This window comes from Desulfosceptrum tomskiensis, assembly GCF_049818055.1.
GTDB lineage: Bacteria > Bacillota > Desulfotomaculia > Desulfotomaculales > JASEER01 > JBFLVT01.
Window position 1 is genome coordinate 17,835 of sequence record NZ_CP187479.1, and the last position, 24,810, is coordinate 42,644.

Consider the following 24,810-nt stretch of genomic DNA (forward strand, 5'->3'; position numbering starts at 1 on the left):
GCGGTCTGCAAAGTGCCGCCAATGGCTTGCCTACAGCCGTTCGGTGGCGGCGGCCTCGGCGGCCACGACCAGCGGGTAGGCCGCGGGTGATGGGGTGAGCATCGGGTGGGTGCCCATCTGGAAACCGGCCATCTGGGTCGCCGTCATCCGGTGCAGCAGGCAGGCGCTCAGCAGGTTGACCAGGTCGCCGACGCTCTTGCTTCCCACGACCTGGCCTCCCAGCAAAACTCCCGAGTAGCGGTCGAAGACCAGCTTTACCCTGGTGTCCTGCGTGCCGGGTAGGGCGCTGGGATGCTGATTCGGCGCCGAAGCTTCCCCGATCAGCACCTCGTAACCTTTTTCTTCCGCCGCGCGCTCGGTCAGGCCCGCGCAGCCGAAAGCCTTGGTGCCGATAAAGGTGGAAAACACGCCTACCGTGCCGGGGTTGGTGCGCCGCCGGACGTAAAGGTTGGCTCCGGCCACCCGCGCCTCCATCGAGGCGACGGAAGCGAGCTGGATGCGCACCGGATTCCCCGCGAAGAAGGAGAACTTTTCGGTACAGTCGCCGCAGGCGAAGATATTGGGGTCGGAGGTGGCCATGGTCCGGTCGACCATGATGCCGCCCAAGGGCCCCAGCGTCAGGCCGGCTTCGCTGGCCAGGGAGGTGATCGGGCGCACCCCGGTACTCAGGATAACCACGTCGGCCGGCAGTTCGGTCCCGTCGGCCAGGACGACGCCCTGCACCCGGGTGTCTCCCGTCAGCTCTTTGACCTTCTGGTTAGTCAAGATCTTGACGCCGAGAACCTCCAGTTCGTGCTCCGCTTCGACGCAAATCTCCTCGTCAAAGGAACTGTAGAGGCAGCAGGGCAATATCTCCACGATGGTTACGTCGAGCCCGCGATGTTTTTTTATCTCTTCAGCCACTTCGACGCCGACGAACCCGCCCCCGACGATGACCACCTTGGCGGCGGCGTCCAGCGCCGTGAAGATCTTCTGGAGGTGGGGGAGAGATTTCGTGATCCAGAAGACGTTCTCTTTGTCCCTCCCGGGAATGGGCGGCGAAACGGGGTGAGAGCCGGTGGCCAGGACGAGCTTGTCGTAGCCGATGCTTCCTCCCGAGGCCAGGGAGATCTTTTTAGTGTTCCTGTCGAGGCCGGTCACTTCTCCGACCCGCAGTTCGATCCCCCGCTTTTCCAGGACGTAGTCCGGGTTGACGTTTTTCAGCGGGTCCGCCTTCAGCGTGCCGAACATGTAGGGAATGCCGCAGGGAATCAAGGTTTTCTCCTCGTGGCGGATGACCAGCACCTTCTTGTCGGGGTAGTGCCGGCGGGCGGTGGTCGCCGCCGTAACTCCCGCCGTGCCGCCGCCGACGACGACGATGTCATAAGCGTTTGCCATGTTTTTCACCCCTTAGGTAATTCGTTGCATAATTGTTAGAGTTTGTGCCTGCATTCACAATCCCCGGCAAAATGATGAGGGCTTTTGGCCCTATCAAATACCCCCGGGACATTGTATACCATAATTATATAGCATAGCCGGGGTGAAATTAAAGGGTTTTGGGAAGTTCCGGCGCAATAACCGGACCCAACAGCCAACGGCTAAGATCTAAAATCCAAGATCTTGTCATATGCCCGCGGCGGCCCGGAGGGCCTCCAAGCCCACCCGTTCGATGGTCGTCCCCAGGCGCTCGCCCTTTTTCCCAAGCTCGCGGTGGGCCTGCAGGGTTTTCTCCAGGAGCCCCGGAATATCCTCGGAAGGCACGTTCTCGGCAATCTTGTCGCCGATCCGCGGGCGCGCGCCGGCTCTTCCGCCGACGATCACCGTCCAGCCCTTCAACTTGCCGAAGGCGCCGAAATCGCGCAGCCAGGATTCACAACAGCATAACGGGCACCCCGAAATGCCGATCTTAAATTTGGCCGGCAGGTTCCCGGCTCCCAGGAAACCCTTGTCCAGGACCTCGGCCAGGGCCAGGGCGTTCTGCTGTCCGAACTTGCAGACCACGTTGCCGGGACAGGCCGTTACGTAATGGACGGCCCCACGGCCGGCGCCGGTTCCATGCCCAGTTCGGCCCAGACGGCCTCGACCGCGTCGGGCTTGATGCCCACCAGGGCAAAGCGCTGGGCGCCGATCAGCTTGATGATCGGGATTTCGAATTTTTCCACCGTGTCGGCCAGTTTTCTTAAAACCGCCGCGTCGACCATTCCCGCCGTGCCGATGTGCGGGACGATGGCGTACGTCTCCTTGTCGCGCTAGATAAAGACCCCCCTTGGGACTTCCGTATCGGTCAAGCCGATCCCCTCCTCACGGTCGTGCTCTTGCTGTTCCTCTAAGGTTCTTAATACATTTAATACATTCGCGAACGGGCATGGCACATCCTTCCTTGGATTGGCTACTGCTAACTGCCAACTACCGCTCAATCCCCAGATTATTTAAATTGGCGTTCCCGCACGGGAATGCCTTCGAGCCTTACACCCTAGATAGGAAACCGCGGCTTCGTGTCGAAATGACCGGTTAAAACCATCAATCTCTGCATCCCAAATTCTCCAGCAATCCTTGCTATCGTTACGCTTCTCGACGCAGCCGCAAGCATCAGGATCGGGGGTTCACGCTTGCTCCACCGGATTTTCTTCGAACAGAGCCCGGATATTCTACTGGTTGCCGCGGCCGGTGGACGGATCGTCCAGGCCAACAGCAAGGCGGTGGAAGCCTACGGCTATTCCCGCGAGGAGCTGCTTTCCCTGCGCCTCGACGACTTAGGCCCGGCGGGGCAGATAGCTGCCCGCCTGGCTGTTTAAAAAGGGGGTTGCGAATGAAAAGAAACAAGGCGCAGGAACTGATTGCCATAGTGTCGGAACGTCCCGGCATCGGTGTGGATGAACTGACCGACCGGCTGGATATCGAGCCCGGCGACCTCTATACGTTGCTCAATGAGCTGGCCGGCGATGAACGCGTTTTTGACGGCCGGCACTTCCGGGTCAGCGGCTGGGACGGCCCTCTGACCCTGGCTCGGGTCCGGGAGCTTGCCGCCCCGCAGGTTGACCTCACCCGTTCCCTGCGCATCAACAAGATCATCGAACTCCTCAACGAGGCCACGCCCACGGGCGGGCTGACGGTCAAAGACCTGGCGGAGGCCTGCGAAGTCAGTGAACGGCAGGTCTACCGGGACCTCAAGGCTATCGAGGAGCAGGTCGGCATCGAACTGGAACGGCGGGGCAAGACCCAGACGCTGTACCGTTTAAAACGCTGCTACCTGCCCCCTCTTTCTCCCGACAGGGCGCTCATCATTTACCTGACACTGCTGCAGCAGCAGGGTTCGCCCCTTGCCGGGCAGACCGAGGGGCTTAAGAGGCTGCTGGTGACGCATCTTTTTAAGAATCGGTATCCTGTCGAGGCCTTCCCTTTTGAAAAGCTGCAGCAGCGAGTGCATATCGTTGACGAAGGGCTGGCTGATCCCGCCGAAGTGGGCGGCGTCTTTACCAGGTTGTTGCAAGCCTTAACCGAGGAACGGCGTATCAAAATAAGATACTACGTTGCTTACCGCAACGCGTGGTCCGACCGTATCGTGGAACCCTACGGTCTGGTATGCAAACGCCACAACTGGTATCTCGCCGGGTTCTGCCAGGAATCGGGGCGCACCAGGACCTTCCGCGTGGACCAGATCAAGAATGTCTTTGTGCTCGGCGAGGGTTTTAGCTACTCGCCCGATTTTAACCTGCGAGCCTTTCTCGGGGATTCATGGGGTGTCATTAACGACGGCGAGCCTTTTGACGTCCGGCTGCGCTTCTCGCCCGTGGTGGCGCATAGAGTGAGGAGGATCGTTTATCACCCGTCCCAGTGCATCGAGGAAGAATTGCCTGACGGTTCGGTTGTCGTGGCCTACCGTTCATCCGGCAAGAACGAACTGAAAGGCTGGCTCCTGCAGTGGGGTCCTGAGGTGGAAGTGCTGGAACCGCGGTGGCTTAGGGACGAATTAAAAGAGACGGTGCTTACCGTGGCCAAAATGTACAACATTTGACGCTGGCCGCCCAACCTCTCCTGCTTGCGGGACTATTGTGTCGATTTTTCGGCAGGAATTTAAAATGCGATGGGGAATTGTCTTTAAGTTGTGATGGGCGAGCCCGATTTGCGGACGGCAGGGGGGGGTGCTTCTCGGTCTAGGAGACTGCAAAGACTTGACTGTCGAAACCGTAGCCAAACCAGGAAGCCTTTTATTCTCATAGTTTAGTAATTATTAGTTTAGTAATTATGTTGACGGGAGGCGTGGATGTTGCGAAAGTTTTCCAAATTAATGCTTGTTGTGGCCGTACTGCTGATCGCTGGCCTTGTCGTTGCCGGCTGTGGACAGAAGAAGGCTCAGGAACCCGCTCCGCAGGCCGGCGCGGAGAAAATGAAGGTCGGCTTCGTGTACATCGGCACCCCCGGTGACGCCGGCTGGACCTTTGCCCACGAAAAGGGACGCCAGCAGCTTGTTGCCGAGATGCCTGACATCGAGACCAAGGTTGTCGAGAACGTGACTGACGCCGACGCCGAGCGCGTCATCACCCAGCTGGCGGAGGAAGGCTGCAAGGTCATCTTCACCACCAGCTTCGGCTTCATGGATCCCACCATCAACGTGGCCGCCAAGTACCCCGACGTCGTTTTCATGCACTGCTCCGGCTATAAGACGGCCCCCAACGTGGGCACCTACTTCGGGCGCATGTACCAGGCCCGCTACCTTACCGGACTGATCGCGGGCAAGGCCACCAAGTCCAACCTGATCGGTTATGTGGCGGCCTTCCCGATTCCGGAAGTCATCCGTGGCATCGACGCTTTTGCCCTTGGTGTTAAGAAGGCCAACCCCGATGCCAAGGTCCGCGTGGTTTGGACAAACACCTGGTTCGACCCGGCTCGTGAAAAGCAGGCCGCTCAAGCCCTCCTTGACGCCGGCGCCGACGTTATCGCCCAGCACCAGGACACCCCCGGCCCGCAGCAGGCCGCTGAGGCTGCCGGCAAGCTTTCCATCGGCTACAACAGCGATATGAGCAAGCTGGCTCCCAAGGCCGTCCTGACTTCGGCCGTCTGGAACTGGGGCCCGTTCTACGTCGACATTGTTAAGCAGGTCAAGGAGGGAACCTGGACAAATAAACAGTGGTGGGTCCCGATGTCGGAAGGCATTGTTGACCTTGCTCCGTACAGCGATAAGGTGACCGACGAGATGAAACAGCTTGTCGAGGCCGAAAAGGCCAGGATCATAAGCGGCGAGTGGGACGTCTTCACCGGCCCGATCAAGGACAACAAGGGCGAACTGAAGGTTCCCGAGGGGCAGAGGATGTCCGACGCCGACATGCTGTCGATGGAATGGTTTGTTGACAACGTGGAGGTTGTCAAGTAAGAGGTGAGACGTGGGAAGTCGGAAGTGAGACGTAGGAAGGAATTCGCCCTGCGAATTCCTTCCTCGATTTCTCACCTTCTCAGCGCCTAATGCTCAATGCTATTTAGAGGGCGGGGGCATAAGTTGGAATACCTGGTAGAGATGAAGGGCGTCACCAAGCGTTTTCCCAGGGTTCTCGCCAATGACCGCGTGGACTTCAACGTCCGGCCGGGGGAGATCCACGCCCTTCTTGGCGAAAACGGCTCCGGCAAGAGCACGCTGATGAGCGTCCTCGCGGGTTTGTACCGCCCTGACGATGGCCAGATCATTTACAAGGGCCGCCCGGTGAGTTTCCGCTCGCCCCGTGACGCCATCCGGGCCGGCATCGGTATGGTGCACCAGCATTTCAAACTGGTCGAAACCTTCACGGTGGCCGAGAACATTATCCTGGGAGACCGGAACATCTCCTTTGTGCTGCGTCCGGCGGCGAAGGAGCGTGAGCTGACCGAGCTCTCGGCGCGGTTCGGTCTGGCTATCAACCCCGGGGCCTATGTGTGGCAGCTCTCCGTAGGGGAACGCCAGCGGGTGGAGATCGTCAAGATGCTCTACCGCGGCTGCCAGCTGCTGATCCTGGACGAGCCGACGGCGGTCTTGACCCCGCAGGAATCCGCAGAGCTTTTTGCCAACCTGCGCCGGATGGCTGACGACGGGCGCGGGGTGGTGATGATCACCCATAAGCTTTCCGAGGTCATGGCCGTAGCCGACCGTGTCACCGTCCTCAGAGGCGGGCGCGCGGTGGCGGCCATGACCCGGGGAAGCTTCAGCGAGCGGGAGCTGGCTACCGCCATGGTCGGGCGCGAGGTCGCCCAGGAAAGTCGCCGGCAGGGATCCGCCGAAGGGCGTACTGTCCTGGAGATGCGGGATGTCTACGCCCTGAACGACGTTGGGCGCTGGGGGCTTGAGGGGGTAAGCCTCGCCATCCGTTCCGGGGAGATTCTAGGCGTGGCCGGGGTCGCGGGGAACGGACAGCGCGAACTGGCCGAGGTCATCACGGGGCTGAGGCCCGTGCAGCGCGGCAGGATCTTTCTCGAAGGGCAGGATGTGACCCATCTCGGGCCGCAGGCGCTTATCGACCGGGGCATCAGTCACATTCCCGAGGACCGCCTGGGTACCGGTCTTGCTCCCGGGATGAACGCCATTGACAACATTTTACTGAAAGATTACCGGAAGGCTAAGGGTAGGGCCGGGCTGATTGATTACAAGGCAGCCCGTTCCCGCACCCAGAAGCTGGTTCAAGCCTTTGACGTCCGCCTGGCGGGCTTGCGTGCCCCGGTCAAGCTCCTGTCAGGCGGCAATCTCCAGAAGCTGCTCCTGGCCAGGGAGCTTTCGGCCGAGCCGCGTTTGATTGTAGCCGCCTACCCGGCGCGCGGATTGGACATCGCGGCTGCCGAAGCCGTCAGCAGGTTCCTGCTGCAGGAACGCCGGCGGGGTACGGCCATCCTGCTTATTTCCGAGGACCTTGACGAAATCTTTGCTCTAAGTGACCGCATTATTGTCCTGAGCGGGGGCGGGGTGATGGGTGAGCCTCTCAGGACCGAAACGGCCACGCGGGAACAGGTGGGCCTGTTGATGATGGGTGCCGGCGGGGAGGCGAAGGCCGTATGACCCGGACTTACTTCGGCTTTATAGTTGAAAAAAAACTAATGCCGTCGCCATGGATGGTTGCGCTTGTGCCCGCCGCTTCGCTGCTGCTGGCCCTCCTGACCGGCGCCGTCTTTTTCTACCTGACGGGCCGCGACCCCGTCGAGTTGTACTCCCGCATGTGGCAGGGTGTCTTCGGCTCGCATTACGGCCTTTCCGAGACGGTCGTCAAGGCGATTCCCCTGGCCCTGGCCGGCCTGGGGCTGGCCCTGGCCTTCCGGATGCAGCTGTGGAATATCGGCGGTGAGGGACAGCTTTACATGGGCGCGTGGGGGGCGACGTGGGTGGCCTTGACTTTTGCGGGACAGCCCGCCTGGCTCCTGCTCCCGGGGATGTGCCTGGCCGGGCTGGCCTGCGGGGGGTTGTGGGCGCTTGTTCCCGCCGTGCCCAGGGCGCTCTGGAAGACAAACGAGATTATCACGACCTTGATGCTGAACTACGTGGCCATCCTGTGGGTGGACTACTTTGTTTACGGGCCCTGGCGCGACCCGCAGGGGTTCAACTTCCCTCTTACCGCCCAATTTACCGAAGGGGCGTGGCTTCCGACCCTGGGCGACTCGCGCATCCACGCCGGCCTGCTGGCGGCGGTGCTCCTGGCCGTGGTCTTCTACTACCTGATCTACAGGACCCGCTGGGGTTTTGAGATACGCGTGATCGGCGAGAGTGAGAGTACGGCCCGTTATGCCGGGATCAACGTCCGGCGGAACATCCTCCTGGTGCTTTTCATCAGCGGGGCGATTTGTGGCCTGGCCGGGATGGTGGAGGTCTCGGGCATTGTCCACCGCCTTCAGCCCGGCTTCAGCCCGGGATACGGTTACACGGCGATTATCGTCGCCTGGCTTGCCAAATTGAATCCCCTGGCCATTTTGCCCGTGGCTTTTTTCCTGGGGGCTTTGCAGGTTGGCGGTTATGCCGTGCAGACCAGTGGTATCCCGAGCACCATGGTTAATATGCTGACCGGTGCGCTGCTTTTCTTTGTGCTCGGCGGCGAAATCCTCTTGAAGTACCGTATCCGGCGCCCGGAACGGCAAAAACAGGGGGTTGAAGCGGCGTGACTTACGACTTTCTGATTGCCTTGCTGGCCACGGCGGTCACTGCCGGCACGCCGCTGCTCTTTGCGGCTCTCGGTGAAATCCTGGCTGAAAGGTCGGGTGTCCTGAACCTGGGCGTTGAGGGCATGATGCTCGTCGGCGCGATCAGCGGCTTCATGGTGGCCTTCGCCACCGGGAACCCCTGGGCCGGGGTCGTGACGGCCGTGGCGGCGGGCGGAGCGATGGCTTCCATCCACGCCTTCCTGTCGGTAACTCTCCGGGCCAACCAGGTGGTGAGCGGCCTGGCGCTGACCCTCTTCGGAACGGGCTTGAGCGGGTATATCGGGAAAGTCATGGTCGGCAACCCCCTGCCCGCGGCCTTCAAGCCGGTACACCTCCCCGTCCTCTCGGACCTGCCCCTGCTGGGTCCGGTGCTCTTTCGCCAGGACGCCCTGGTCCTGCTCAGCTACCTGCTGGTGCCCCTGCTCTGGCTCCTGATCTACCGGACCCGGGCCGGGCTGAACCTGCGTGCCGTCGGCGAGAATCCGGCCGCCGCCGACTCCATGGGCGTCAACGTTTTCGCCACGCGGTACTTATACGTGATTGCCGGCGGGATGCTGGCCGGGCTGGCGGGAGCGTACATCTCCCTGGCCTACGTGCCGACGTGGATGGAAGGCATGACTGCAGGCCGCGGGTGGATTGCCGTGGCGCTGGTTATTTTCGCCACCTGGAACCCGATCTACGCCCTCGTGGGCTCCTATATCTTCGGCGGCATCGAAGCCCTCGGTTTTCGGTTGCAGGTCCTGGATATAGCCGTTTCGCCGTACTTCCTGAAGATGCTCCCCTACCTGGCCACCGTCTTCGTGCTGGTTTTGGTCAGCAAGAGGAACGCCCTGACGCGCATCGGCGCGCCGGGCGCCCTCGGCCTGCCCTACGACCGGGAGGAACGCTGAGCAATGATTGAGAGAAATTTTGATATTCCCTTTATTGCTGATCTGGCCCTTCGTGAAAAGCAAATCCAGCAGAACTACCGTCCGATTATCGCTGTACATAAATGGTTTGCGCGACGCCCCGGTACGTTATTCCGGGGGCTTTTGCTGTCTGAGTTCATAAAGGGTAGTTTAAGAGATAACTTCTATAAAGCCCACAATCTGAAGGGGATCAAAGTAGCCGATCCATTTATGGGCGGCGGAACGCCGCTCATCGAGGCTAACCGCCTGGGGTGTGATATCGTCGGCTACGACATTAATCCAATGGCTTATTGGATCGTGCGCCAGGAGATCGAAAGTATTGATCTAAAGGCCTACCGTGAAGCGGCAGCCGATCTCCTGAGTTGGTTGGAGAAGAAAATCGGTGCCTTTTATAAAACCATCTGTATGAAGTGTGGTTCTCCGGATGCCCACGTTAAGTATTTTATTTGGGTCAAAACGCTTAAGTGCAGTGGATGCAGAGAGACTTTCGATTTATTTCCCGGCTACTTACTTGCCGCAAACCGGCGCCATCCGAAGAATGTCCTTATTTGCTCCGCATGTGGCTATTTGAATGAAGTAGAAAACAAAAAGAATCCGGGGATTTGTCATACCTGCGGTGTGCTTTTAAAAACAAACGGGCCGGCGAGCCGCAATCAATGCCAGTGTCCTCATTGCGGTAGGGTTAACACTTATCCCGATCCGTCAAAGGGCGCACCCCGGCACCGCATGGTGGCTATAGAATATTACTGTCCAGCCTGTAAGCCTAATCATCGGGGCCGGTTTTTCAAAAAACCCGCTGAGGAGGATTTGGCGAAATACAAGGAAGCCTCTGTTGCATCGGCCCAGTTAAGTCCGATCTATGTTCCAGACGACGAAATTCCCCCCGGTGACGAAACCGACCGGCTTCACCGCTGGGGTTACCGGCGCTACCGAGAAATGTTTAACGACCGTCAGTTATTGGGTTTGGAATTAAGCTGCCGGGCTATTGCCGGGTATCCAGACGCTAGAATTCGCAATGCGTTGGCAACAAACTTATCCGACCTTCTTCGCTACCAGAACATGCTTTGCCGTTACGACACAACGGCCTTGAAGTCGCTGGATATATTCTCGGTGCATGGCTTTCCCGTCGGCCTGATACAATGTGAGTCCAACCTGCTGGGCATAGCTGATGGGTACAAGGGGTTAAATGTGGGAAGTGGCGGCTGGTCCAACATTATTTCAAAGTACGAACGTGCCAAGGCCTATTGTGAAAATCCATTCGAAATCCGGCATCAAGGCAGCCGCAAAGTTCAGCTGCCAATAAAGGGAGAATGGATTGGCGAGCATCGTTTTACATCAGCTTTCCCTGAGAAGCGGAAGGTTGGGCTTTACTGCTGCAGTTCTACTTTTTCTGACTTGCCCCCAGCGTCCCTTGATGCGGTTTTGACCGATCCACCTTATTATGCCAATGTACAGTATGCGGAGTTGATGGATTTCTGCTACGTTTGGCTGCGCCGGTTGGCCCAGGACGCCGGCGGGGTTTTCAATAAGTGTTCTACCAGGGACGAAAACGAACTGACCGGCAATGTTACGATGGAGCGGGGCCTTACCCATTTTACAGAAGGATTAGCTTCGGTCTTTAAAAAAATGGCATGCGCATTAAAACCGGGAGCGCCACTGGTCTTCACTTATCACCATAATTCGATAGAAGCATATTTACCTGTCGCGGTTGCCGTTCTTGATGCGGGATTGACCTGTTCTGCTTCTATTCCCTGTCCGGCTGAAATGGGCGCTTCCATTCATATAAACGGGACCGGATCATCTGTAATTGACACAGTTTTTGTCTGCCGTTCAACCGGTTCTGTTCCGCGTCGCACAATCGTGTTCACACCTGAAGAAATAGCCGGGCTGGTGCGCGAAGATTTAAGACTATTACGGGCCGGAAATGTCAAGCTAACGCGTGGAGACATACGTTGTGTTGCGTACGGGCATCTCGTCCGCCTGGCCATATGGCACTTGAGAAAGATCTGGGATGTTGAAAGGTCCGCTTCAGAAAAACTAAAACAAGTTGCTCTAACTATAGATACACTTGGTGGTTGGTCTGGTATTGAAAAACATCTGGCGGGTGACATGACAGATATTCCCTTCTGCCGGACCTGCCTGGCCCGCGAAGAACAAAGATACTACGGGGGAGAAGAGGATGAAATATCCTTTTGAAGTTCCTTTTTCTGAAGTAGAAGCGAACCCGGATATTTATATATCCGCCGTTTTTTCCTGCCTTGAATCAGAGTTTCTTGTCTTGCCCAGAGGGGATGGATTTGTTGATTACCCTGTCTTTGAAAGTGGATATGAGGCACTAAAACAGTCGACGGGTGGATTCCGGAATATCGATCCCAAACCCATAACGGAGGCAGCTTGTCGGAACCCAATGATCATTATTGTCCTCCGGACTATGCTTGGTTTCACGCCACCTGAGTGGGCTTATGTAACAACTCAACGGACGGGTGTTGAAGTTACTCAGGGTTTTGTTCGCACCCTGGATCGAAATATTCGCATGTCGCCATTGAAGCCTTTAGGCTCTGGTGAAGTCACAAAGAAAAGGGTGAGGGCACTGGTGGAAACTGCCTGTCAGTTGCTTAATTCGCCGGTCCCTGCAGTTGGTCAAGATAAAATTCACCGGCTGGATAAGGCTGATACTCGCGGTGGTCCCTCTACGATTAGGGCGATGTCGGTGATGGGAGTGCCCTATGCCATGCTGTTATATGAGCGGTTTCTGGGACGGCCATTTGCCGGTCACAGGGATTCTGTGTCCGAGTTGGTCGGCGACAGTCTGGAATCGGCCATAGAGGAGGTGTTGACCAGGACGGGTGTAAGTTACAGGAAAACAAAAAGAGCGGAACGGATTCCGGGATTTGACCAGGCGCCAGATTTTATCGTTCCCAGCGAATTTAACCCACAGGTTGTTATTGAAGCTAAGATCACTGAAGATGACGGCACGGCCAGGGATAAGGTGACCCGCATTCAACGCCTTGCCCTTCTGAGCGGAACAGGAGAGTTGCCTCATTTTGAAGTAGTTGCCTGTATTGGCGGACGCGGGTTTGGTGTCCGTCGCGAAGATATGAAGAAACTGCTACTGGCTACCCGAGGGAAGGTATTTACGTCAAAATCATTGGATCATCTTGTGGAATACACACGGCTGAGAGCATTTAGAACAAGATAGAGGCAGTCAAAACGGCGGTGTTGATTAACGAGTCTTAACTATCCCGACTTGGAGCGGAACGGCACAGGGGTGCGTACTATTGAGGGTCGGGTATACGCTTCTTTACTCTCTCCCATGCATGCTTTTCAAGGAAACTCCCCGGCACATTGGCCTCCATCTCCAGGAACATCTTGTAAGGGACGGTGAAGGAGAGAATGTCCGGGTCGACCATCGGCCGCGCGCTGATGTCGGTGATGCCCACTACCGCTCGGGGCCGTTCCCGCCGGGCTTCCTGGCAAGGGATCAGGCAAACGGTATGGCAGCCCGCGCCAAAGGGAATGATCACGCTGTCATTGCCGGGGCGGTCGTAGTTGGCAAGCACCACCAGCGCCGATAGTTGGTCCGGATTCGCGTAAAAGCAGACCAGTTGTGGGGTTCCCTTTTGTAAATCGACCTTTTCCAGCGGCGTAAAGACAACGTAGGTATAAGGGATATCGGTGATGGGCAGCTGTTCGACGAAACTCCTGGCTAGCTCGGGCGTTTTCTTGTAAGCTTCGCCTTCCCGGTATCCTTCTCCCCGCCCGGTGGACAGGAAGTATTCGATACCCCCGGGAAAGACTTCGTACTGGTTTCCGAAACCCAGACCCACGCCCCCACCGCGGCAGCCGAACGTCTGGCGGTCGAAGACGGCTGTTTGGCCTTTGGCCGCGGCCGTGAACAGGGCCATCACGCATCCCCACCGCTCTTCTTTAAACTGCAGAGCGCCTTCCGGTTTTTCATCTGTAAAAATGATGGCCACGGGCGCATAACGAAGCTTCAGTTCTTTGGCAATTAGGCTCATACTAACCCCTCCCCGTCCTTCTGGTTATTCCGGCCACGTACGACGAACGACGCACAACGTGTTAGATCCACCTGCGTTTGCGGAAGTACCCCAGCATCCCCACCCCGATACCGATCATCACGAGCCAGGTAACCGGATATCCCCACCTCCATTCGAGTTCGGGCATGTACCTGAAGTTCATCCCGTACACGCCGACGATGAAGGTGAGGGGGATGAAGATGGTCGAGATGATGGTCAGGACCTTGATTACTTCGTTCAGCCTGTTGCTCAAACTCGACAGGTAGAGGTCGAGCATTTCGGAGACCATTTCCCGGTAGGTTTCGGTGGTGTCGATGATCTGTATGGTGTGGTCGTAAACGTCCCTGAGGTAGATGAGGGTGGTCTCTTTAAAAAGCGGCGAATCTCCCCGCTGAAGGCCGCCCACTACCTCGCGCAAAGGCCAGACGGCATTGCGCAGGACCATCAACTGTCTCTTAAGGATGTGGATTCCATGTACGCTGTTCGGGAGCGGACGGGCTACCAGCTCTTCTTCTACCGACTCAATATGATCGCCGATCTGTTCGACCAGGCCAAAGTAGTCGTCGACGATAGCGTCGATAAGCGCGTAGGCCAAGTAGTCGGCACCCGATTTCCTCAGGCGGCCCTTGGCGTTCCTGATCCGTTCCTTAACCGGATCAAAGACTGCGCTTTCCTGTTCCAGGAAGGACAGTACGTAGTTCGGACCGAGGATAATGCTCACCTGGTCAATCAAAATTGCTTTGCCCTCGCGCTGCAGCATTTTGAAGACGAGGTAGACGTAGTCTTCGTAATCTTCAATCTTAGGGCGCTGCCCGATGTGCAGGATGTCCTCCAGGACAAGAGGGTGCAAGCTGAAGCGGTTTCCCAGCGTTTCGATGGTCGCCGTGTCATCGAGTCCTTCAACGTTGATCCATGTAACCGTGGCGGGGTCCTTCGACGGGAGATATTCCTTGACGGTCTCGAGCACTTTTTCCTGGTAATGGTCTTCGTTGTATTCCCACAGGGAAATCTTGACTTTTCCATCTGTCCGCGTTCCTACCGGGATCAGTGTTCCGGGGGACAGGCCGGCCTTTTGGGAGGCCCTCTTGAAGATGGTCGACACTTTCATTCGCCTCGCGTTTCTCCTTTGCGCCGTCCTTTACCTTAGGGCAAGGGTCTTTGCTTAATCTGTCCGCTTACAAGCCTTTCCTAAAGAGGTTCGCGCAAATCTGCCAAAAGCCTCCCATTGGGCTGTAAGCTTAGGCAATAGGCATTGGGGTGGGCAATAAACGCTTAATGTTTAGTGCTCAATGCCGAAGGCGCATTAATGTCCGTTTGGCAGGAACGGCTTTGGCTTTCGTCGAACCTGCCTGGATGAGGAGAGTGATCGTTTTGCGCCCTACCTGGGATGAGATCTTTATGGAGCAGGCGCGCCTGATGGCCCGCCGTTCGACCTGTTTGCGCCGGCAGGTGGGAGCCGTTCTGGTGCGTGACAAGCGCGCCATCGCCAGCGGGTATAACGGTCCCCCGTCCAGCCTGCTGCACTGCGCGGAGCGCGGCGGCTGCCTGCGCGCGCAGTTGAACGTCCCCCCCGGGGAACGCCAGGAAATCTGCCGGGCCCTGCACGCCGAGCAAAACGTGGTTCTCCAGTTGGCCATCACGGGCTTGAGCGGCGTCAACTCCACGATCTACGTCACCCATTTCCCCTGCTTTACCTGCGCGAAGCTGCTGGTTCAACTGGGGGTGCGCGAGGTGGTTTATGCCGAGGGGTACCCGGATCAGTTCAGCCGGGACGTGCTCGAGGAAGCCCGGGTGGTCTGCCGGCCCTTCCCGGGGAGCGGGGGAACGTTGACAGGGGATGCATAAAGTTGCTAGCATTTATATAAGCATATGATAATGTTCGGGGTTGATAGCGTGCAGCCGGTATTGGCCGAGATGCAGGCCGCTATCCTTAAAGGTCTGGCGCATCCGACCCGGGTGAAGATCGTGGAAATGCTCCGGGGCGGGGAGCGTTGCGTTTGTGAACTCATGGAGGAACTGGCCTTGGAACAGTCCAACGTGTCCCAGCACCTTGCCGTCCTCAAGAAGCTTGGTATCCTGGGATCGCGCAAGGACGGGCTCAAGATGATGTACTGGGTTCGCCATCCCCAGGTTTTTGAGGTATTGGATCTGCTCCGGGTGGTCCTGAACAAGCAGACGAAAGAAATCCAGGAAGCATTGGGCACTGGGCACTGAGTGCTCAATGCTCAGCGCTCAATGCTGGATTGAGGTGATAAGATGGCTAGAGGTTGGAGCCTGGAGAAGGCCGTCAAAATGGAAGAGGAGTTGTTCGGGGTCAACGACTACCAGGGCCTGCCGGGCGAGAAATCGTACGTGACCCTTACCGGCAAAGTACCGGTCCTGGTTTCGGCCCCTCATTCCGTCAAACACACGCGGCGGTCGAACACCGTCCCGAAGGAAGAGGACGAGTACACGGGTACCCTGGTCCGGCTCCTTCACGAACTGACCAGCTGCCATGCCATCTACGCCGCATCTTCCGACCTGGACGCCAACTTCTACGACGACTGTCCCTATAAAGCCGGCCTGGGCGAGCTGGTGATCAAAAGCAACATCAAGCTGGTGCTGGACCTTCACGGCGCCTCCCTCTGGCGCGACTTCGCCATCGACATCGGGACCTGCAAAGGGAAAAGCTTCCTCGACAAGCCGCACTTTCTGAGCCTGCTCCAGGACGCCCTGGCGGATGAGGGCATCGGCGACGTGCACATCGAGGACACCTTCTCCGCCTGCGGACAGGCCACGGTAACCCGCTTCGTCAGCCAGGAACTGGGCGTTCCCGCTTTACAACTGGAGATCAACAAGCGTTACCGGGACCCGGAGAACCACCCGGAGGAATTCAAGTCCCTGGTGGAGGCGTTGCGGAAATACATCCTGGAACTGGCCGCCCGCCTTTAGAATTCTTATGCTTACAGCCTGGTGCCGGTTAGTGTTATACTGACAGCATGGCCGGTATTTTGGAGTTTAAGGATTTAATTTTCAGGGCCGGCGCGGCGACTCCCGTCATCAGCCTGTCGGGAAGCATTGAGGACAGGCAGGCTTTGATCGTCCGGGGCCCTTCGGGTTCGGGAAAGAGCACTTTCCTGCGCGTTCTCGCCCGCTTGCATCCGGCGGTTTCCGGGACGGTCCGGCTTGAGGGACAGGACTGGCTTCGCTATCCCGGGCCGGAGTGGCGGGTGCGTCTCGTTTATGTTGCGCAAAAGCCGGCGATGTTTAGCGGTTCGGTCCTGGACAACCTGGTACGCCCCTTTGAACTTGGCGCCGTGCGCCGCCGCGCGGAACTAAATATGACTTTAATTGAAGAGGGCCTGGACAGGCTGATGCTGCCCAGGACGATCCTGAAGCAAGATGCCGGGCGGCTCTCCGGTGGGGAAACGGCCCGGGTGGCGGTTTTAAGGGCTGTGCTTGTCGGTCCGCAGGTGCTGCTGCTGGACGAGCCCACAGCCGGTCTTGACAGGGAGTCGCGGTCCGCTTTTTATGCCTTTATGCAAGGTTGGCTGGCAAAAGGGAAGCGGGCACTGGTTATGGTCAGCCACGGCGAAGATTACAGCCTGCTCAAAGACACGCATATCCTGAATTTAGGCGTGGGAGGAGTAGAAGTATGACGGGCGGCGTAGTGCCCATTTCAGACTGGCAGTTGGCCCTCAGCGTCATCCTGGTGGTCATCGCCGGGACGGTGTCGGCTGTCTTTCGCCTGGGCCTGCTGCGCCCGCTGGTCTGGGGCACGGTTCGCACCTTTGTGCAACTTACCCTCGTCGGTTATGTTCTGACCTACGTCTTTGCCTTGAACAACCTCTACCTGATCCTGGCCCTGGTGACCCTTATGGTCTATATCGCCTCCAGGGTCGCCGTCAGGAGGACGCCCAACGTTCCCAGGTATCCGGCCGGCCTGGCCTTTGTCGCCCTGCTGGCCAGCACCTATCTGGTCGGGACGATCGTTACGCAGCTGATTATCGCGCCCGAACCCTGGTACTCCGCTCAGATCATCATCCCCATCTTCGGGATGATCCTCGGCAACTCGATGAACGGGATCGCCCTTTCCCTGGATCGTTTGTATGCCGAGGTCAGGGGACGTCTGGGCGAGGTCGAAACACTGCTCTCATTCGGAGCCACTCCCTGGGAGGCCGTACGCGACTCGGTACGGGAAGCCATCAGGGCCGGTATGACTCCCACCATCAACTCGCTGATGGTTGTGGGCCTGGTAAGCCTGCCCGGGATGATGACGGGGCAGATCCTTGCCGGCGCCGACCCTCAGGAGGCGGTACGGTACCAGATCGTGGTGATGCTGATGATTGCTGCGGCAGCGGCCATCGGCTGTCTGATCCTGGTTGGACTCTCATACAGGAAGATGTTCGACAGCGACGGGGCCCTGCGACAGGAAGCGTACGAGCGGGGGTGAAGAAGCTGCTTGACCTCAAGGTAGCCCTTTTACTCCTGAGAAGGCGAGGTATAAGGGTCAAATCGAGTCACTTAAATCAGTTTACATTGCATTTCTACCAAAAAAAGTTTACCTTAAGTGCCAGTGAGGTTCAGAAACTGGGCCAGCTTATCAAGGACACGGGGATCGGCAGGGAAGACATTCTTAACTACCTCATGCGGCACTGCAGGTGCGAAAATACATCGGGGAGCTCATTCGACTAGCCCCGTTCGCAACCCCCTTTCTTTTGTCCCTTCCGCTGTATCCAACGACCACTACCAATACTAGCTCCCAAGATCAACAGCCAACTGTAACAGCCGACTTATGACTCCCCGACTCCCAACTTACCGTCTGACTACCGCTGCCAAATTCCTATGTCTCAAGTCTTATGTCTTAAGTCAGTCCAACAGCCAACGGCCTTCACCACATCATTCCCGGAGTCGTATGGTGAATTGACACCGTCCGGTCTTTTCGGTTAACATTTCAATAAACATTAAAATATTATGGAGTTGAAGCTTCGTGCCCTATCAGGAGAGCCGGGCGGTTCGTGCTGACCGAAAGACGCTCGAGATGGCTTACGCGATACCGGACGTGAAGCCGGTCAAGGAGTTGTTCGCCGTCCTGGCCGACGAGACGCGGCTGCGCATCCTGTACATTCTTACCGACGGGGAGACCTGCGTCTGCGATATCACCCGTGCGCTCGGCTGTACGATCTCGAATACGTCTCATCACCTGCGCGTGCTGCGGGAGGCCCGCCTGATCTCTTCCCGCCGGAAAGGGAAGCACATCCTCTACAAACTCGACGATAAACACGTCCTGGGGTTGATTAGGGAGGGCTTCCAGCACGCAGCGCACACCAGCCGTGAATAGTGAAATGGCCAAACACGAAAGGGGAAATCCTGTGAGCGTGGCTGAAAGCAACCTCAATACCGCCCGTACCGAAATCCGGGTTGCCGGGATGGACTGTACTGCCTGCGCGGCCAAGGTCGAACAATACGTCGGCCGCCAGGACGGAGTCAGGCGGGCGGCGTTTATTCCCGGCAGCGACAAGGTGCGCATCGATTATGATCCTCGGGTCGCACGCCTGGACTTGATTACTGAAGGTTTGGCGGGTCTGGGTCATCCCGTCATCCGGGAAGAAGACGGGCCGGCCGCCGCCGGCGACGCCAGCCGTCCTGCCGCCTGGGCTGCCGGCGGCAAAAGCATCTGGTGGAGGCAACACTGGACCATGATCCTATCGGGAGCCGCCCTCCTGGCAGGCATCATTCTTTTGCACCTCTTTTCGTACGGTCGGGCTGCTACGGCTTTATTCACCCTGGCGATGATCGCGGGCGGCATCGGCCCGGCCCGTGCGGGCTGGCAGTCCATCCGTTTACGGATGGGCGTCGATATGAACGTGCTCATGGTGGTGGCCGCCATCGGCGCGGCAGTCATCGGGGAGTGGGCCGAGGGAGCGACGGTCGTTTTCCTCTTCGCCGTCGGCGAGGCCCTCGAGGGATTCACCGTCGGGAGGGCGCGCCGGGCGATCCATTCGCTGATGTCCCTGGCTCCCGACACCGCGCTCGTGGTACGCGGGGGGCGTGAAAGGCAGGTCCCGGCCTCCGAGGTGGAGGTCGGAGAAACCATCGTGGTCAGGCCCGGCGCGCGCGTCCCCATCGACGGGACGGTTACGGCCGGCCGGAGTTTTGTTAACCAGGCGCCGATCACGGGCGAATCGATGCCCGTGCACAAGGGACCGGGAGACGCCGTTTTCGCCGGCACGGTGAACGGCGAAGGGGCACTGGAGGTCCGGGTCGAACGCCGTGCCGGTGACACCGCGCTCGCGCGTATCGTCCGGCTGGTCGAAGAGGCCGGCGCCCGGAAAGCCCGTATCGAGAGGTTTATCAACCGTTTTGCGCGTTACTATACGCCCTTCGTAATGGCGGCTGCCGTACTGGTCATGGTGGGGCCCCCGGTAGTCCTGGGGCTGTCGTGGGCCGAGTGGTTTTACAGGGGCCTCGCCCTGCTGTTGATCGCGTGCCCGTGCGCGCTTGTCCTTTCCACCCCTGTTTCGGTCGCCGCGGCGGTCGCCAGCGCGGCGAGAAACGGGGTCTTGATCAAGGGCGGCGTTTTTCTGGAAGCAGTGGGGAAAGCCCGTATAGTGGCCTTTGACAAGACCGGTACACTTACACGAGGCCGGCCCGAGGTCACCGACATCATTCCTTTTGGAAACCGCCGGGAAGAAGAAGTCCTGGCTGTCGCCGCTTCGGTCGAGGCCCGTTCTGAGCACCCCGTCGCCAGGGCCGTCCGGCGGCGTGCCCGCGCCGAAAAGCTCGCTTTTCTCCCCGGCTCCGACTTTAAAGCCTTCCCGGGGTTGGGCGCGTCGGCCAGGGTCGGTGCTCAGAACATCATTGTGGGCAATCCGCGTCTCTACACTGAAAGGGGCGGGGCCCTTCTCGAAGAGGTGCAGGCCGTAATCACGCGCCTGGAGGCGGAGGGGAAGACGCCCGTGCTCGTCGCCTGCGAGGGGGATATTTGGGGACTTGTTGCCGTAGCCGATCAACTGCGGGACACGGCCCCCGCCACCGTAAGCAAGCTCGGCGACCTGGGCGTTAGGACCGTGATGCTGACCGGGGACAACGAGGGAACGGCTCGGACCGTCGCCGGGCGCCTCGGGATTGAAGACTGCCGGTACGGGCTGTTGCCCGAGGATAAACTTGAGGCCGTGAGGGAGTTGGAAAAAGCCGGAAACCGGGTGGTGATGGTCGGCGACGGGATCAATGACGCGCCGGCTCTTGCCGCGGCCACCGTCGGCGTAGCGATGGGCGCCGGTACCGATGCCGCCCTCGAAACGGCGGATATCGCCCTGATGGGCGACGACCCGGCCAAAATACCTTTCGTCATCCGTCTCAGCCGGGGAACGCGGAACATTGTGGCGCAGAACATCACCATCGCGCTGGTCATCAAGCTCGCCGCCGTCGCCCTGATCTTCCAGGGGTGGCTGACCCTGTGGCTCGCCGTGATGGCTGACACCGGTGCGGCGGTGTTGGTCGTGGCGAACGGCATGCGCCTGCTGCGCACTTCGACGGCTTCTCAGGCCAGAGGGGGGCAGGGTTTCGGCAGCTTGTTCTGGCTCAAAATAAAGCCGTATTTCTAAAGGTACGCCGCAGATGACTTTTGCATCAAGGGAGACTAAATCAGAAATGATTACAGAAAGTAATGAGTTATATTGAAGGATGTAATAGAGTCTGCGGCAAAGTATTTGCCGCAGACTCTACGGTGTAAGGTGTAGGGTATAGGGTATAAAAATAGATGAGTTTCGCTTCGTTCATAAGGAGGTCGGTCTTAGATGGGTAGAAGTAAGACATTGGACTGCCGGGGCCTGGCCTGTCCCCAGCCTGTACTGGCTACAAAGGAAGCCCTCAGCGAACCGGGTGTAGAGCACCTGGTGACGATTGTGGATAATGCCGCCGCCCGGGAAAACGTGACGCGTTTTGCGCAAAATGCGGGTTGGGAAGTCGAAGCAAAAGACGAAAACGGTGTATACTACCTCACGCTCAGGAAGCCGGGCACGGTTCCGGCGGACAGACCCCGGTCCGCGAGACCGGCGGCTGGACAAGGGGAAGGGAGACGCCCGGTTTACCTGGTGACGAGCAACGTCCTGGGGCAAGGTTCCCAGGACCTCGGGCAGGTGCTGATGAAGAGCGCCTTTGTCTCGCTGAACAGTATTGACACCGTACCGGACGCCCTCATTTTTTTGAATTCCGGCGTGTATCTGTGTGTCGAGGGCTCGCCCGTCCTGGAACAGGTCCGGGCGTTGGAGGTAAAGGGAACGGCCATCCTTGTCTGCGGCACCTGCCTCGATTACTACGGTGTTAAGGACAGGCTCGCCGCCGGCCGTATCACGAACATGCTCGAAGTTCAGGAAACGCTTGTGAAGGCCAGCCCGCCCATCACCCTGGCATAAGTTGCCTGAGCGCCAAGCATTGAGCGCTGAGCCAAAGGTCGCTAAGCGGCCGCTGTTGGCCGTTAGCTGTTGGCAGTTGGAAACCGTGGGTTGAACTTGTGTACTGACAGCTGATTTCCGACAGCCCGATACCTAACATCTAAGAGCTGACATCGACCGGCGGGCCTTGCTTGCGGTTCAGGCGCAGGCTTTCCGCGAGCAAAAAGCCCACGAAGAGCAGCAGGGTGACGACGCTAAAGAGAATGTTAAAACCCCAGAAGACGGAGATCAGAAGGGCCGTGCTGAAGAGCACGGTCAGTGTTTTCAGGGTAAAACAGCAGGCGGTGGAAGGACTGCAGGATAGGCCTTCCAGGTGCTCGGTTGTTTCCTGATTGACGAACAGGAATCCTTTTTGAAGCATGAATCTCACCGCCCACACCAGGATGAAGCCCGCTGCGGTCAGCGGAACAAGCACGTTCAGGTCGGTGATGCCGAAGGCCCGGATCACGACGAGCAGGTAGCCGACAAAGACCGCCGCGAAAAGCCACCGCTTGGGGTAGACCTTGATGTTGTAATAGTCCGGAAACATCAAGGGGGCCATGGAACGCGAAAAAACGAGCAGTCCGCACTTTAAAGGGTTGGGGATGAAGAAAGAGTACAGTTTCTTGATCTTCTTGGTGTTCCGCATCAGCAGGGGCGCCGCCAGCGTCATGGCGAAAACGTACACGCCCGTTAACTGGTAAAGCTCCGGGGAAATAGCCCCGGTCTGGTTGCCCACGGTGGCGTAGATCATGGCATACTCGCCCCGTGAAACCAGGCCCGTCCCGACGGCTACGGCGGCCAGCGGGGGAAGGCCTCCGAGGAAAGCCACCGAGGTGCTCACCGTAAGTTCGATGAAGATGGACACCGCCAGGACTATGCCCAGCAGCCAGGCCACCTTGGGAATGAGCGTCGGGTTGATCAGCATGCCGAAGGCCAGGAAGAAAACGACCAGGAAACCGTCTTTAAAGGGTGCTATCTTGCGGTGGATGCGCTCTTCCAAATCCTTGCTGTTGATGATCATGCCCAGTACAAAGGCGCCGGCGGCCGAAGGCAGGCCCAGTTCGACGGCCCCGGCTGCGGCCAGGAGCACCGCTCCGGCGATGACGGCGACGAACAGTTCATCGGAATCCAGTTGTTCCAGCCATCCCGCAATATACGGGAAACCCTTCGCGACAACAATGATGAAGGCGGCGTAGAACAGGATCGCCTTGGTGGCGACCATGCCCGCCGCGCCGACCTGCACCATCCCCGTTACGGCGATGCCGGTCAGGATGCCCAGGGTGATAATGGCCACGAAGTCCTCGAAGACCATGACGCCCATTAGGACCTCGGCGTCGCGTGTGGCCGTCCTTTTAAGGTCGAAAAGGAGCTTGGCGGTGACGCCGCTCGAGCTGATGGCGACGATGGCCGCCAGGAACAGGCGGTCGATGTCGCTCCAGCCCAGCATAAGCCCGATAAGCAGCCCCGCACCCATCTGGGCCAGGATTTTCGTAGAGCCCACGATCAGCGCGGAGTTCTTAATCTGCGAAAAGCGGGAGATGGAAAACTCAAGGCCCAGGAAGAACATCAAAAAGACCACGCCGAGTTCGGCCAGGGTATGGATCAGATCGACTTCCTTAACCAGGCCGAGAACGTTGGGCCCGATAAGGGTTCCCAAAACGATGTAGCCCACAATAACGGATTGGCCGATCTTGTGGGCTAGGTAGGCACCTAGAAATCCGAAGAAAAAGACGAGTCCGAGTTCAAGAATAAGGCTGTGTTCGTGCAATAGCTACCAGCTCCCAATAAAGAAGTCGGAGGCCTGAGGTCGGAAGTCCGACTCGATGAAATTCCTCCGGAATTTCTCTCCGAATTCTCTTAGCCTGGGTTAAGTTTTAAGAGCCCTGTAGGAGTTTACGGAACTCCCCGAATCTTTTGCCCAGCACAACAGCGGTGTCGCCGAGCTCGAACCGGCAGTCTGGACCGGGATTGGCAATACTGTTTTCACCACGGATGACGGCGATCACCGAAACCCCCGTACGCTGACGGATGGCCAGTTCGGCGATGGTTTTGCCGATGACGGGAGAGCCTTCCTCGATCTTGAACCATTCGATGCGCAGCCCTTCGATGGCTACCTCCAGGTCCTCGACGGCCTTGGGGCGGAAGATGGCCCCGGAGAGAATCGCCCCCACCTGCCGGGCTTCGTCGTCCTGCAGCACCACGCTGGCGATCGGCTCATCGTCCTTATCCATGATATAGACTTCGCGCTTGCCGTCGTGATGGACGACGATGCTCAGCCTTTCCTTGCTGTACGTGCGCAGGCTGAATTTCTTGCCCAGCCCGGGCAGGTCGGCTTCTTGAAGATGGGCCACCGGCGTCACCTCCAATACTGGCCCTAGGGGATATCCTTCGATTTGCCGGACGGTTTTCCTTTTGCAAATACTCTCAAACTATTATCGCTTGTTTTCAGGGATCGTGCAAATCATACTGGGCGCCAGCCGAATGGCGAATATGCTGAATATTCAAGAGACAAACCTTATACCCTACACCCCACCCCTTACGCCCTACACCCTACCGACCCCAGACCTTGCGGCCGACCTCCAAATCGTGCAGCGGGATCAGGATGTCGGGGGCGGCCTCCTTAACGCGCCGTGCGCTTTCATAGGCCTCGATGACGTTGATGTGGACTCCCGGCGCAACAACCGGCCCCTTAGCCGGGAAGTTCTCGCGGTTGCAGCAGAATCCCGTGAGGATCGCCTTTCCCGCCGGCGTGTTGACCACGACCGACTGGCCGCCGGGGGTATGGCCCGGGGTCAGCATGACGCTGACGCCGTCGACGATCTCCGCGTCCCCGTCCACCGTCACGACGTCCACGCCGTCCAGTACGTCCGGGTAGTAACGGTGGTCGATCGGGTGGGGGTCCAGGAAGAACTCGTACTCCTTTTGCTGGACGTAGACTTTGGCGTTGGTGCACTTGTAATCGTTTTCGCAGTGATCGTTGTGCAGGTGGGTGTGGATGATGATGTCGATGTCCTCGGGCTTGAGCCCGACTTTGGCCAGCGCCGATTCGAAGTCGAGGATGTCCAGCCCGTATTTCTCCCCGACCTCCGGGGGGACCATGAACTGCTCCAGGCCGGTATCCACCAGGATCTTTTTGTCGCCGCCCTCGAGGTAGAAGACGTAAATGGGGATCCAGATGCGCTTGCCGTAGCCCTTCAGGTAGGTCATGATGCCCTGGTCGGTCTCGTTGGCGCCGACGACCAGGGGGTGAATGATGTATTCCGTCACTTCCGCACCGCTCCTCTCCCTTGATCCGGACATGTACCCTTGAGATAATGGTATCAC

The 24,810-nt window shown here is 58.4% G+C and carries 24 protein-coding genes; 16 read left to right on the plus strand and 8 right to left on the minus strand.

Annotated elements, in window-relative coordinates; all coding sequences use genetic code 11:
- Positions 1–30: 30 nt before the first annotated feature.
- The 3 genes from ACPV0M_RS00105 to ACPV0M_RS00115 all read right to left on the minus strand — a co-directional run bounded on the left by ACPV0M_RS00105 (position 31) and on the right by ACPV0M_RS00115 (position 2,180).
- On the minus strand, positions 31–1,377 hold the full coding sequence (locus ACPV0M_RS00105; RefSeq protein WP_425620986.1) for an FAD-dependent oxidoreductase: 1,347 nt from the start codon (positions 1,375–1,377) through the stop codon (positions 31–33).
- A gap of 225 nt (positions 1,378–1,602) precedes the next feature.
- A complete protein-coding gene (locus ACPV0M_RS00110) occupies positions 1,603–1,980 on the minus strand; it encodes a hypothetical protein (protein ID WP_425620987.1) in 378 nt (125 codons plus the stop codon).
- Positions 1,981–1,997: 17 nt separating this feature from the next.
- The gene (locus tag ACPV0M_RS00115; RefSeq protein WP_425620988.1) at positions 1,998–2,180 is read right to left on the minus strand and encodes a hypothetical protein; all 183 of its coding nucleotides are present in this window, start codon (positions 2,178–2,180) and stop codon (positions 1,998–2,000) included.
- A gap of 408 nt (positions 2,181–2,588) precedes the next feature.
- On the opposite strand from ACPV0M_RS00115, the gene ACPV0M_RS00120 reads away from it, so the two are divergent.
- The 8 genes from ACPV0M_RS00120 (at position 2,589) to ACPV0M_RS00155 (ending at position 12,231) form a co-directional block, all read left to right on the plus strand.
- Positions 2,589–2,774: a PAS domain S-box protein gene (locus ACPV0M_RS00120; protein ID WP_425620989.1), complete on the plus strand. Its 186-nt coding sequence runs from the start codon at positions 2,589–2,591 to the stop codon at positions 2,772–2,774.
- Between the two features lie 14 nt (positions 2,775–2,788).
- Positions 2,789–3,994: a helix-turn-helix transcriptional regulator gene (locus ACPV0M_RS00125; protein WP_425620990.1), complete on the plus strand. Its 1,206-nt coding sequence runs from the start codon at positions 2,789–2,791 to the stop codon at positions 3,992–3,994.
- Between the two features lie 249 nt (positions 3,995–4,243).
- Positions 4,244–5,350 carry a BMP family ABC transporter substrate-binding protein gene (locus ACPV0M_RS00130; RefSeq protein ID WP_425620991.1) on the plus strand — a complete coding sequence of 369 codons (1,107 nt, stop codon included), beginning with the start codon at positions 4,244–4,246 and terminating at the stop codon, positions 5,348–5,350.
- 123 nt (positions 5,351–5,473) lie between these two features.
- Entirely contained in the window at positions 5,474–6,994 is a 1,521-nt protein-coding gene (locus ACPV0M_RS00135; RefSeq protein WP_425620992.1) for an ABC transporter ATP-binding protein, read from the plus strand.
- Positions 6,991–8,085, plus strand: a complete 1,095-nt coding sequence (locus tag ACPV0M_RS00140) for an ABC transporter permease (RefSeq protein ID WP_425620993.1) — start codon at positions 6,991–6,993, stop codon at positions 8,083–8,085. Before ACPV0M_RS00135 ends, ACPV0M_RS00140 begins: the two co-directional genes overlap by 4 nt.
- Positions 8,082–9,014, plus strand: coding sequence for an ABC transporter permease (locus ACPV0M_RS00145; protein ID WP_425620994.1), 933 nt, complete (start codon positions 8,082–8,084; stop codon positions 9,012–9,014). The genes ACPV0M_RS00140 and ACPV0M_RS00145 overlap by 4 nt, the downstream gene beginning before the upstream one ends.
- 3 nt (positions 9,015–9,017) lie before the next feature.
- Positions 9,018–11,228, plus strand: coding sequence for a DUF1156 domain-containing protein (locus ACPV0M_RS00150; RefSeq protein ID WP_425620995.1), 2,211 nt, complete (start codon positions 9,018–9,020; stop codon positions 11,226–11,228).
- Positions 11,212–12,231: a hypothetical protein gene (locus ACPV0M_RS00155; protein WP_425620996.1), complete on the plus strand. Its 1,020-nt coding sequence runs from the start codon at positions 11,212–11,214 to the stop codon at positions 12,229–12,231. The genes ACPV0M_RS00150 and ACPV0M_RS00155 overlap by 17 nt, the downstream gene beginning before the upstream one ends.
- A 76-nt stretch (positions 12,232–12,307) precedes the next feature.
- Here the strand turns inward: ACPV0M_RS00155 and ACPV0M_RS00160 are convergent, their stop codons facing one another.
- Both ACPV0M_RS00160 and corA read right to left on the minus strand, forming a co-directional pair.
- Positions 12,308–13,051 carry a DUF169 domain-containing protein gene (locus tag ACPV0M_RS00160; protein WP_425620997.1) on the minus strand — a complete coding sequence of 248 codons (744 nt, stop codon included), beginning with the start codon at positions 13,049–13,051 and terminating at the stop codon, positions 12,308–12,310.
- Between the two features lie 61 nt (positions 13,052–13,112).
- On the minus strand, positions 13,113–14,177 hold the full coding sequence (gene corA, locus ACPV0M_RS00165; RefSeq protein WP_425620998.1) for a magnesium/cobalt transporter CorA: 1,065 nt from the start codon (positions 14,175–14,177) through the stop codon (positions 13,113–13,115).
- Positions 14,178–14,440: 263 nt separating this feature from the next.
- Here corA and ACPV0M_RS00170 point away from each other — a divergent pair, with 263 nt between their 5' ends.
- The 8 genes from ACPV0M_RS00170 to yedF all read left to right on the plus strand — a co-directional run bounded on the left by ACPV0M_RS00170 (position 14,441) and on the right by yedF (position 21,465).
- Positions 14,441–14,914: a deoxycytidylate deaminase gene (locus ACPV0M_RS00170; RefSeq protein ID WP_425620999.1), complete on the plus strand. Its 474-nt coding sequence runs from the start codon at positions 14,441–14,443 to the stop codon at positions 14,912–14,914.
- Positions 14,915–14,962: 48 nt separating this feature from the next.
- A complete protein-coding gene (locus ACPV0M_RS00175) occupies positions 14,963–15,283 on the plus strand; it encodes an ArsR/SmtB family transcription factor (RefSeq protein ID WP_425621000.1) in 321 nt (106 codons plus the stop codon).
- Positions 15,284–15,325: 42 nt separating this feature from the next.
- Positions 15,326–16,000, plus strand: coding sequence for a hypothetical protein (locus tag ACPV0M_RS00180; RefSeq protein ID WP_425621001.1), 675 nt, complete (start codon positions 15,326–15,328; stop codon positions 15,998–16,000).
- A 59-nt stretch (positions 16,001–16,059) separates the two neighbouring features.
- Positions 16,060–16,707 carry an ABC transporter ATP-binding protein gene (locus tag ACPV0M_RS00185; protein WP_425621002.1) on the plus strand — a complete coding sequence of 216 codons (648 nt, stop codon included), beginning with the start codon at positions 16,060–16,062 and terminating at the stop codon, positions 16,705–16,707.
- The gene (locus tag ACPV0M_RS00190) at positions 16,704–17,501 is read left to right on the plus strand and encodes an ABC transporter permease (protein WP_425621003.1); all 798 of its coding nucleotides are present in this window, start codon (positions 16,704–16,706) and stop codon (positions 17,499–17,501) included. Before ACPV0M_RS00185 ends, ACPV0M_RS00190 begins: the two co-directional genes overlap by 4 nt.
- A gap of 537 nt (positions 17,502–18,038) precedes the next feature.
- A complete protein-coding gene (locus ACPV0M_RS00195; RefSeq protein ID WP_425621004.1) occupies positions 18,039–18,389 on the plus strand; it encodes an ArsR/SmtB family transcription factor in 351 nt (116 codons plus the stop codon).
- A 31-nt stretch (positions 18,390–18,420) separates the two neighbouring features.
- Entirely contained in the window at positions 18,421–20,655 is a 2,235-nt protein-coding gene (locus ACPV0M_RS00200) for a heavy metal translocating P-type ATPase (RefSeq protein ID WP_425621005.1), read from the plus strand.
- Positions 20,656–20,847: 192 nt separating this feature from the next.
- Positions 20,848–21,465 (plus strand): sulfurtransferase-like selenium metabolism protein YedF, encoded by a 618-nt coding sequence (gene yedF, locus ACPV0M_RS00205; RefSeq protein WP_425621006.1) that lies wholly within the window; start codon positions 20,848–20,850, stop codon positions 21,463–21,465.
- 139 nt (positions 21,466–21,604) lie between these two features.
- Here yedF and ACPV0M_RS00210 read toward each other — a convergent pair whose 3' ends face one another.
- The 3 genes from ACPV0M_RS00210 to ACPV0M_RS00220 all read right to left on the minus strand — a co-directional run bounded on the left by ACPV0M_RS00210 (position 21,605) and on the right by ACPV0M_RS00220 (position 24,753).
- Positions 21,605–23,254 carry a cation:proton antiporter gene (locus tag ACPV0M_RS00210; protein ID WP_425621007.1) on the minus strand — a complete coding sequence of 550 codons (1,650 nt, stop codon included), beginning with the start codon at positions 23,252–23,254 and terminating at the stop codon, positions 21,605–21,607.
- Positions 23,255–23,360: 106 nt separating this feature from the next.
- The gene (locus ACPV0M_RS00215) at positions 23,361–23,837 is read right to left on the minus strand and encodes a cation:proton antiporter regulatory subunit (RefSeq protein WP_425621008.1); all 477 of its coding nucleotides are present in this window, start codon (positions 23,835–23,837) and stop codon (positions 23,361–23,363) included.
- Positions 23,838–24,036: 199 nt separating this feature from the next.
- Entirely contained in the window at positions 24,037–24,753 is a 717-nt protein-coding gene (locus tag ACPV0M_RS00220; RefSeq protein ID WP_425621009.1) for an N-acyl homoserine lactonase family protein, read from the minus strand.
- Between the last annotated feature and the right edge of the window lie 57 nt (positions 24,754–24,810).

Coding starts and splice junctions, on each gene's coding strand:
- ACPV0M_RS00105 (WP_425620986.1), bottom strand. CDS start 1,377: ATGGCAAACGCTTATGACATCGTCGTCGTCGGCGGCGGCACGGCGGGA.
- ACPV0M_RS00115 (WP_425620988.1), bottom strand. CDS start 2,180: ATGGTCGACGCGGCGGTTTTAAGAAAACTGGCCGACACGGTGGAAAAA.
- ACPV0M_RS00125 (WP_425620990.1), top strand. CDS start 2,789: ATGAAAAGAAACAAGGCGCAGGAACTGATTGCCATAGTGTCGGAACGT.
- ACPV0M_RS00130 (WP_425620991.1), top strand. CDS start 4,244: ATGTTGCGAAAGTTTTCCAAATTAATGCTTGTTGTGGCCGTACTGCTG.
- ACPV0M_RS00140 (WP_425620993.1), top strand. CDS start 6,991: ATGACCCGGACTTACTTCGGCTTTATAGTTGAAAAAAAACTAATGCCG.
- ACPV0M_RS00150 (WP_425620995.1), top strand. CDS start 9,018: ATGATTGAGAGAAATTTTGATATTCCCTTTATTGCTGATCTGGCCCTT.
- ACPV0M_RS00155 (WP_425620996.1), top strand. CDS start 11,212: ATGAAATATCCTTTTGAAGTTCCTTTTTCTGAAGTAGAAGCGAACCCG.
- ACPV0M_RS00160 (WP_425620997.1), bottom strand. CDS start 13,051: ATGAGCCTAATTGCCAAAGAACTGAAGCTTCGTTATGCGCCCGTGGCC.
- corA (WP_425620998.1), bottom strand. CDS start 14,177: ATGAAAGTGTCGACCATCTTCAAGAGGGCCTCCCAAAAGGCCGGCCTG.
- ACPV0M_RS00180 (WP_425621001.1), top strand. CDS start 15,326: ATGGCTAGAGGTTGGAGCCTGGAGAAGGCCGTCAAAATGGAAGAGGAG.
- ACPV0M_RS00190 (WP_425621003.1), top strand. CDS start 16,704: ATGACGGGCGGCGTAGTGCCCATTTCAGACTGGCAGTTGGCCCTCAGC.
- yedF (WP_425621006.1), top strand. CDS start 20,848: ATGGGTAGAAGTAAGACATTGGACTGCCGGGGCCTGGCCTGTCCCCAG.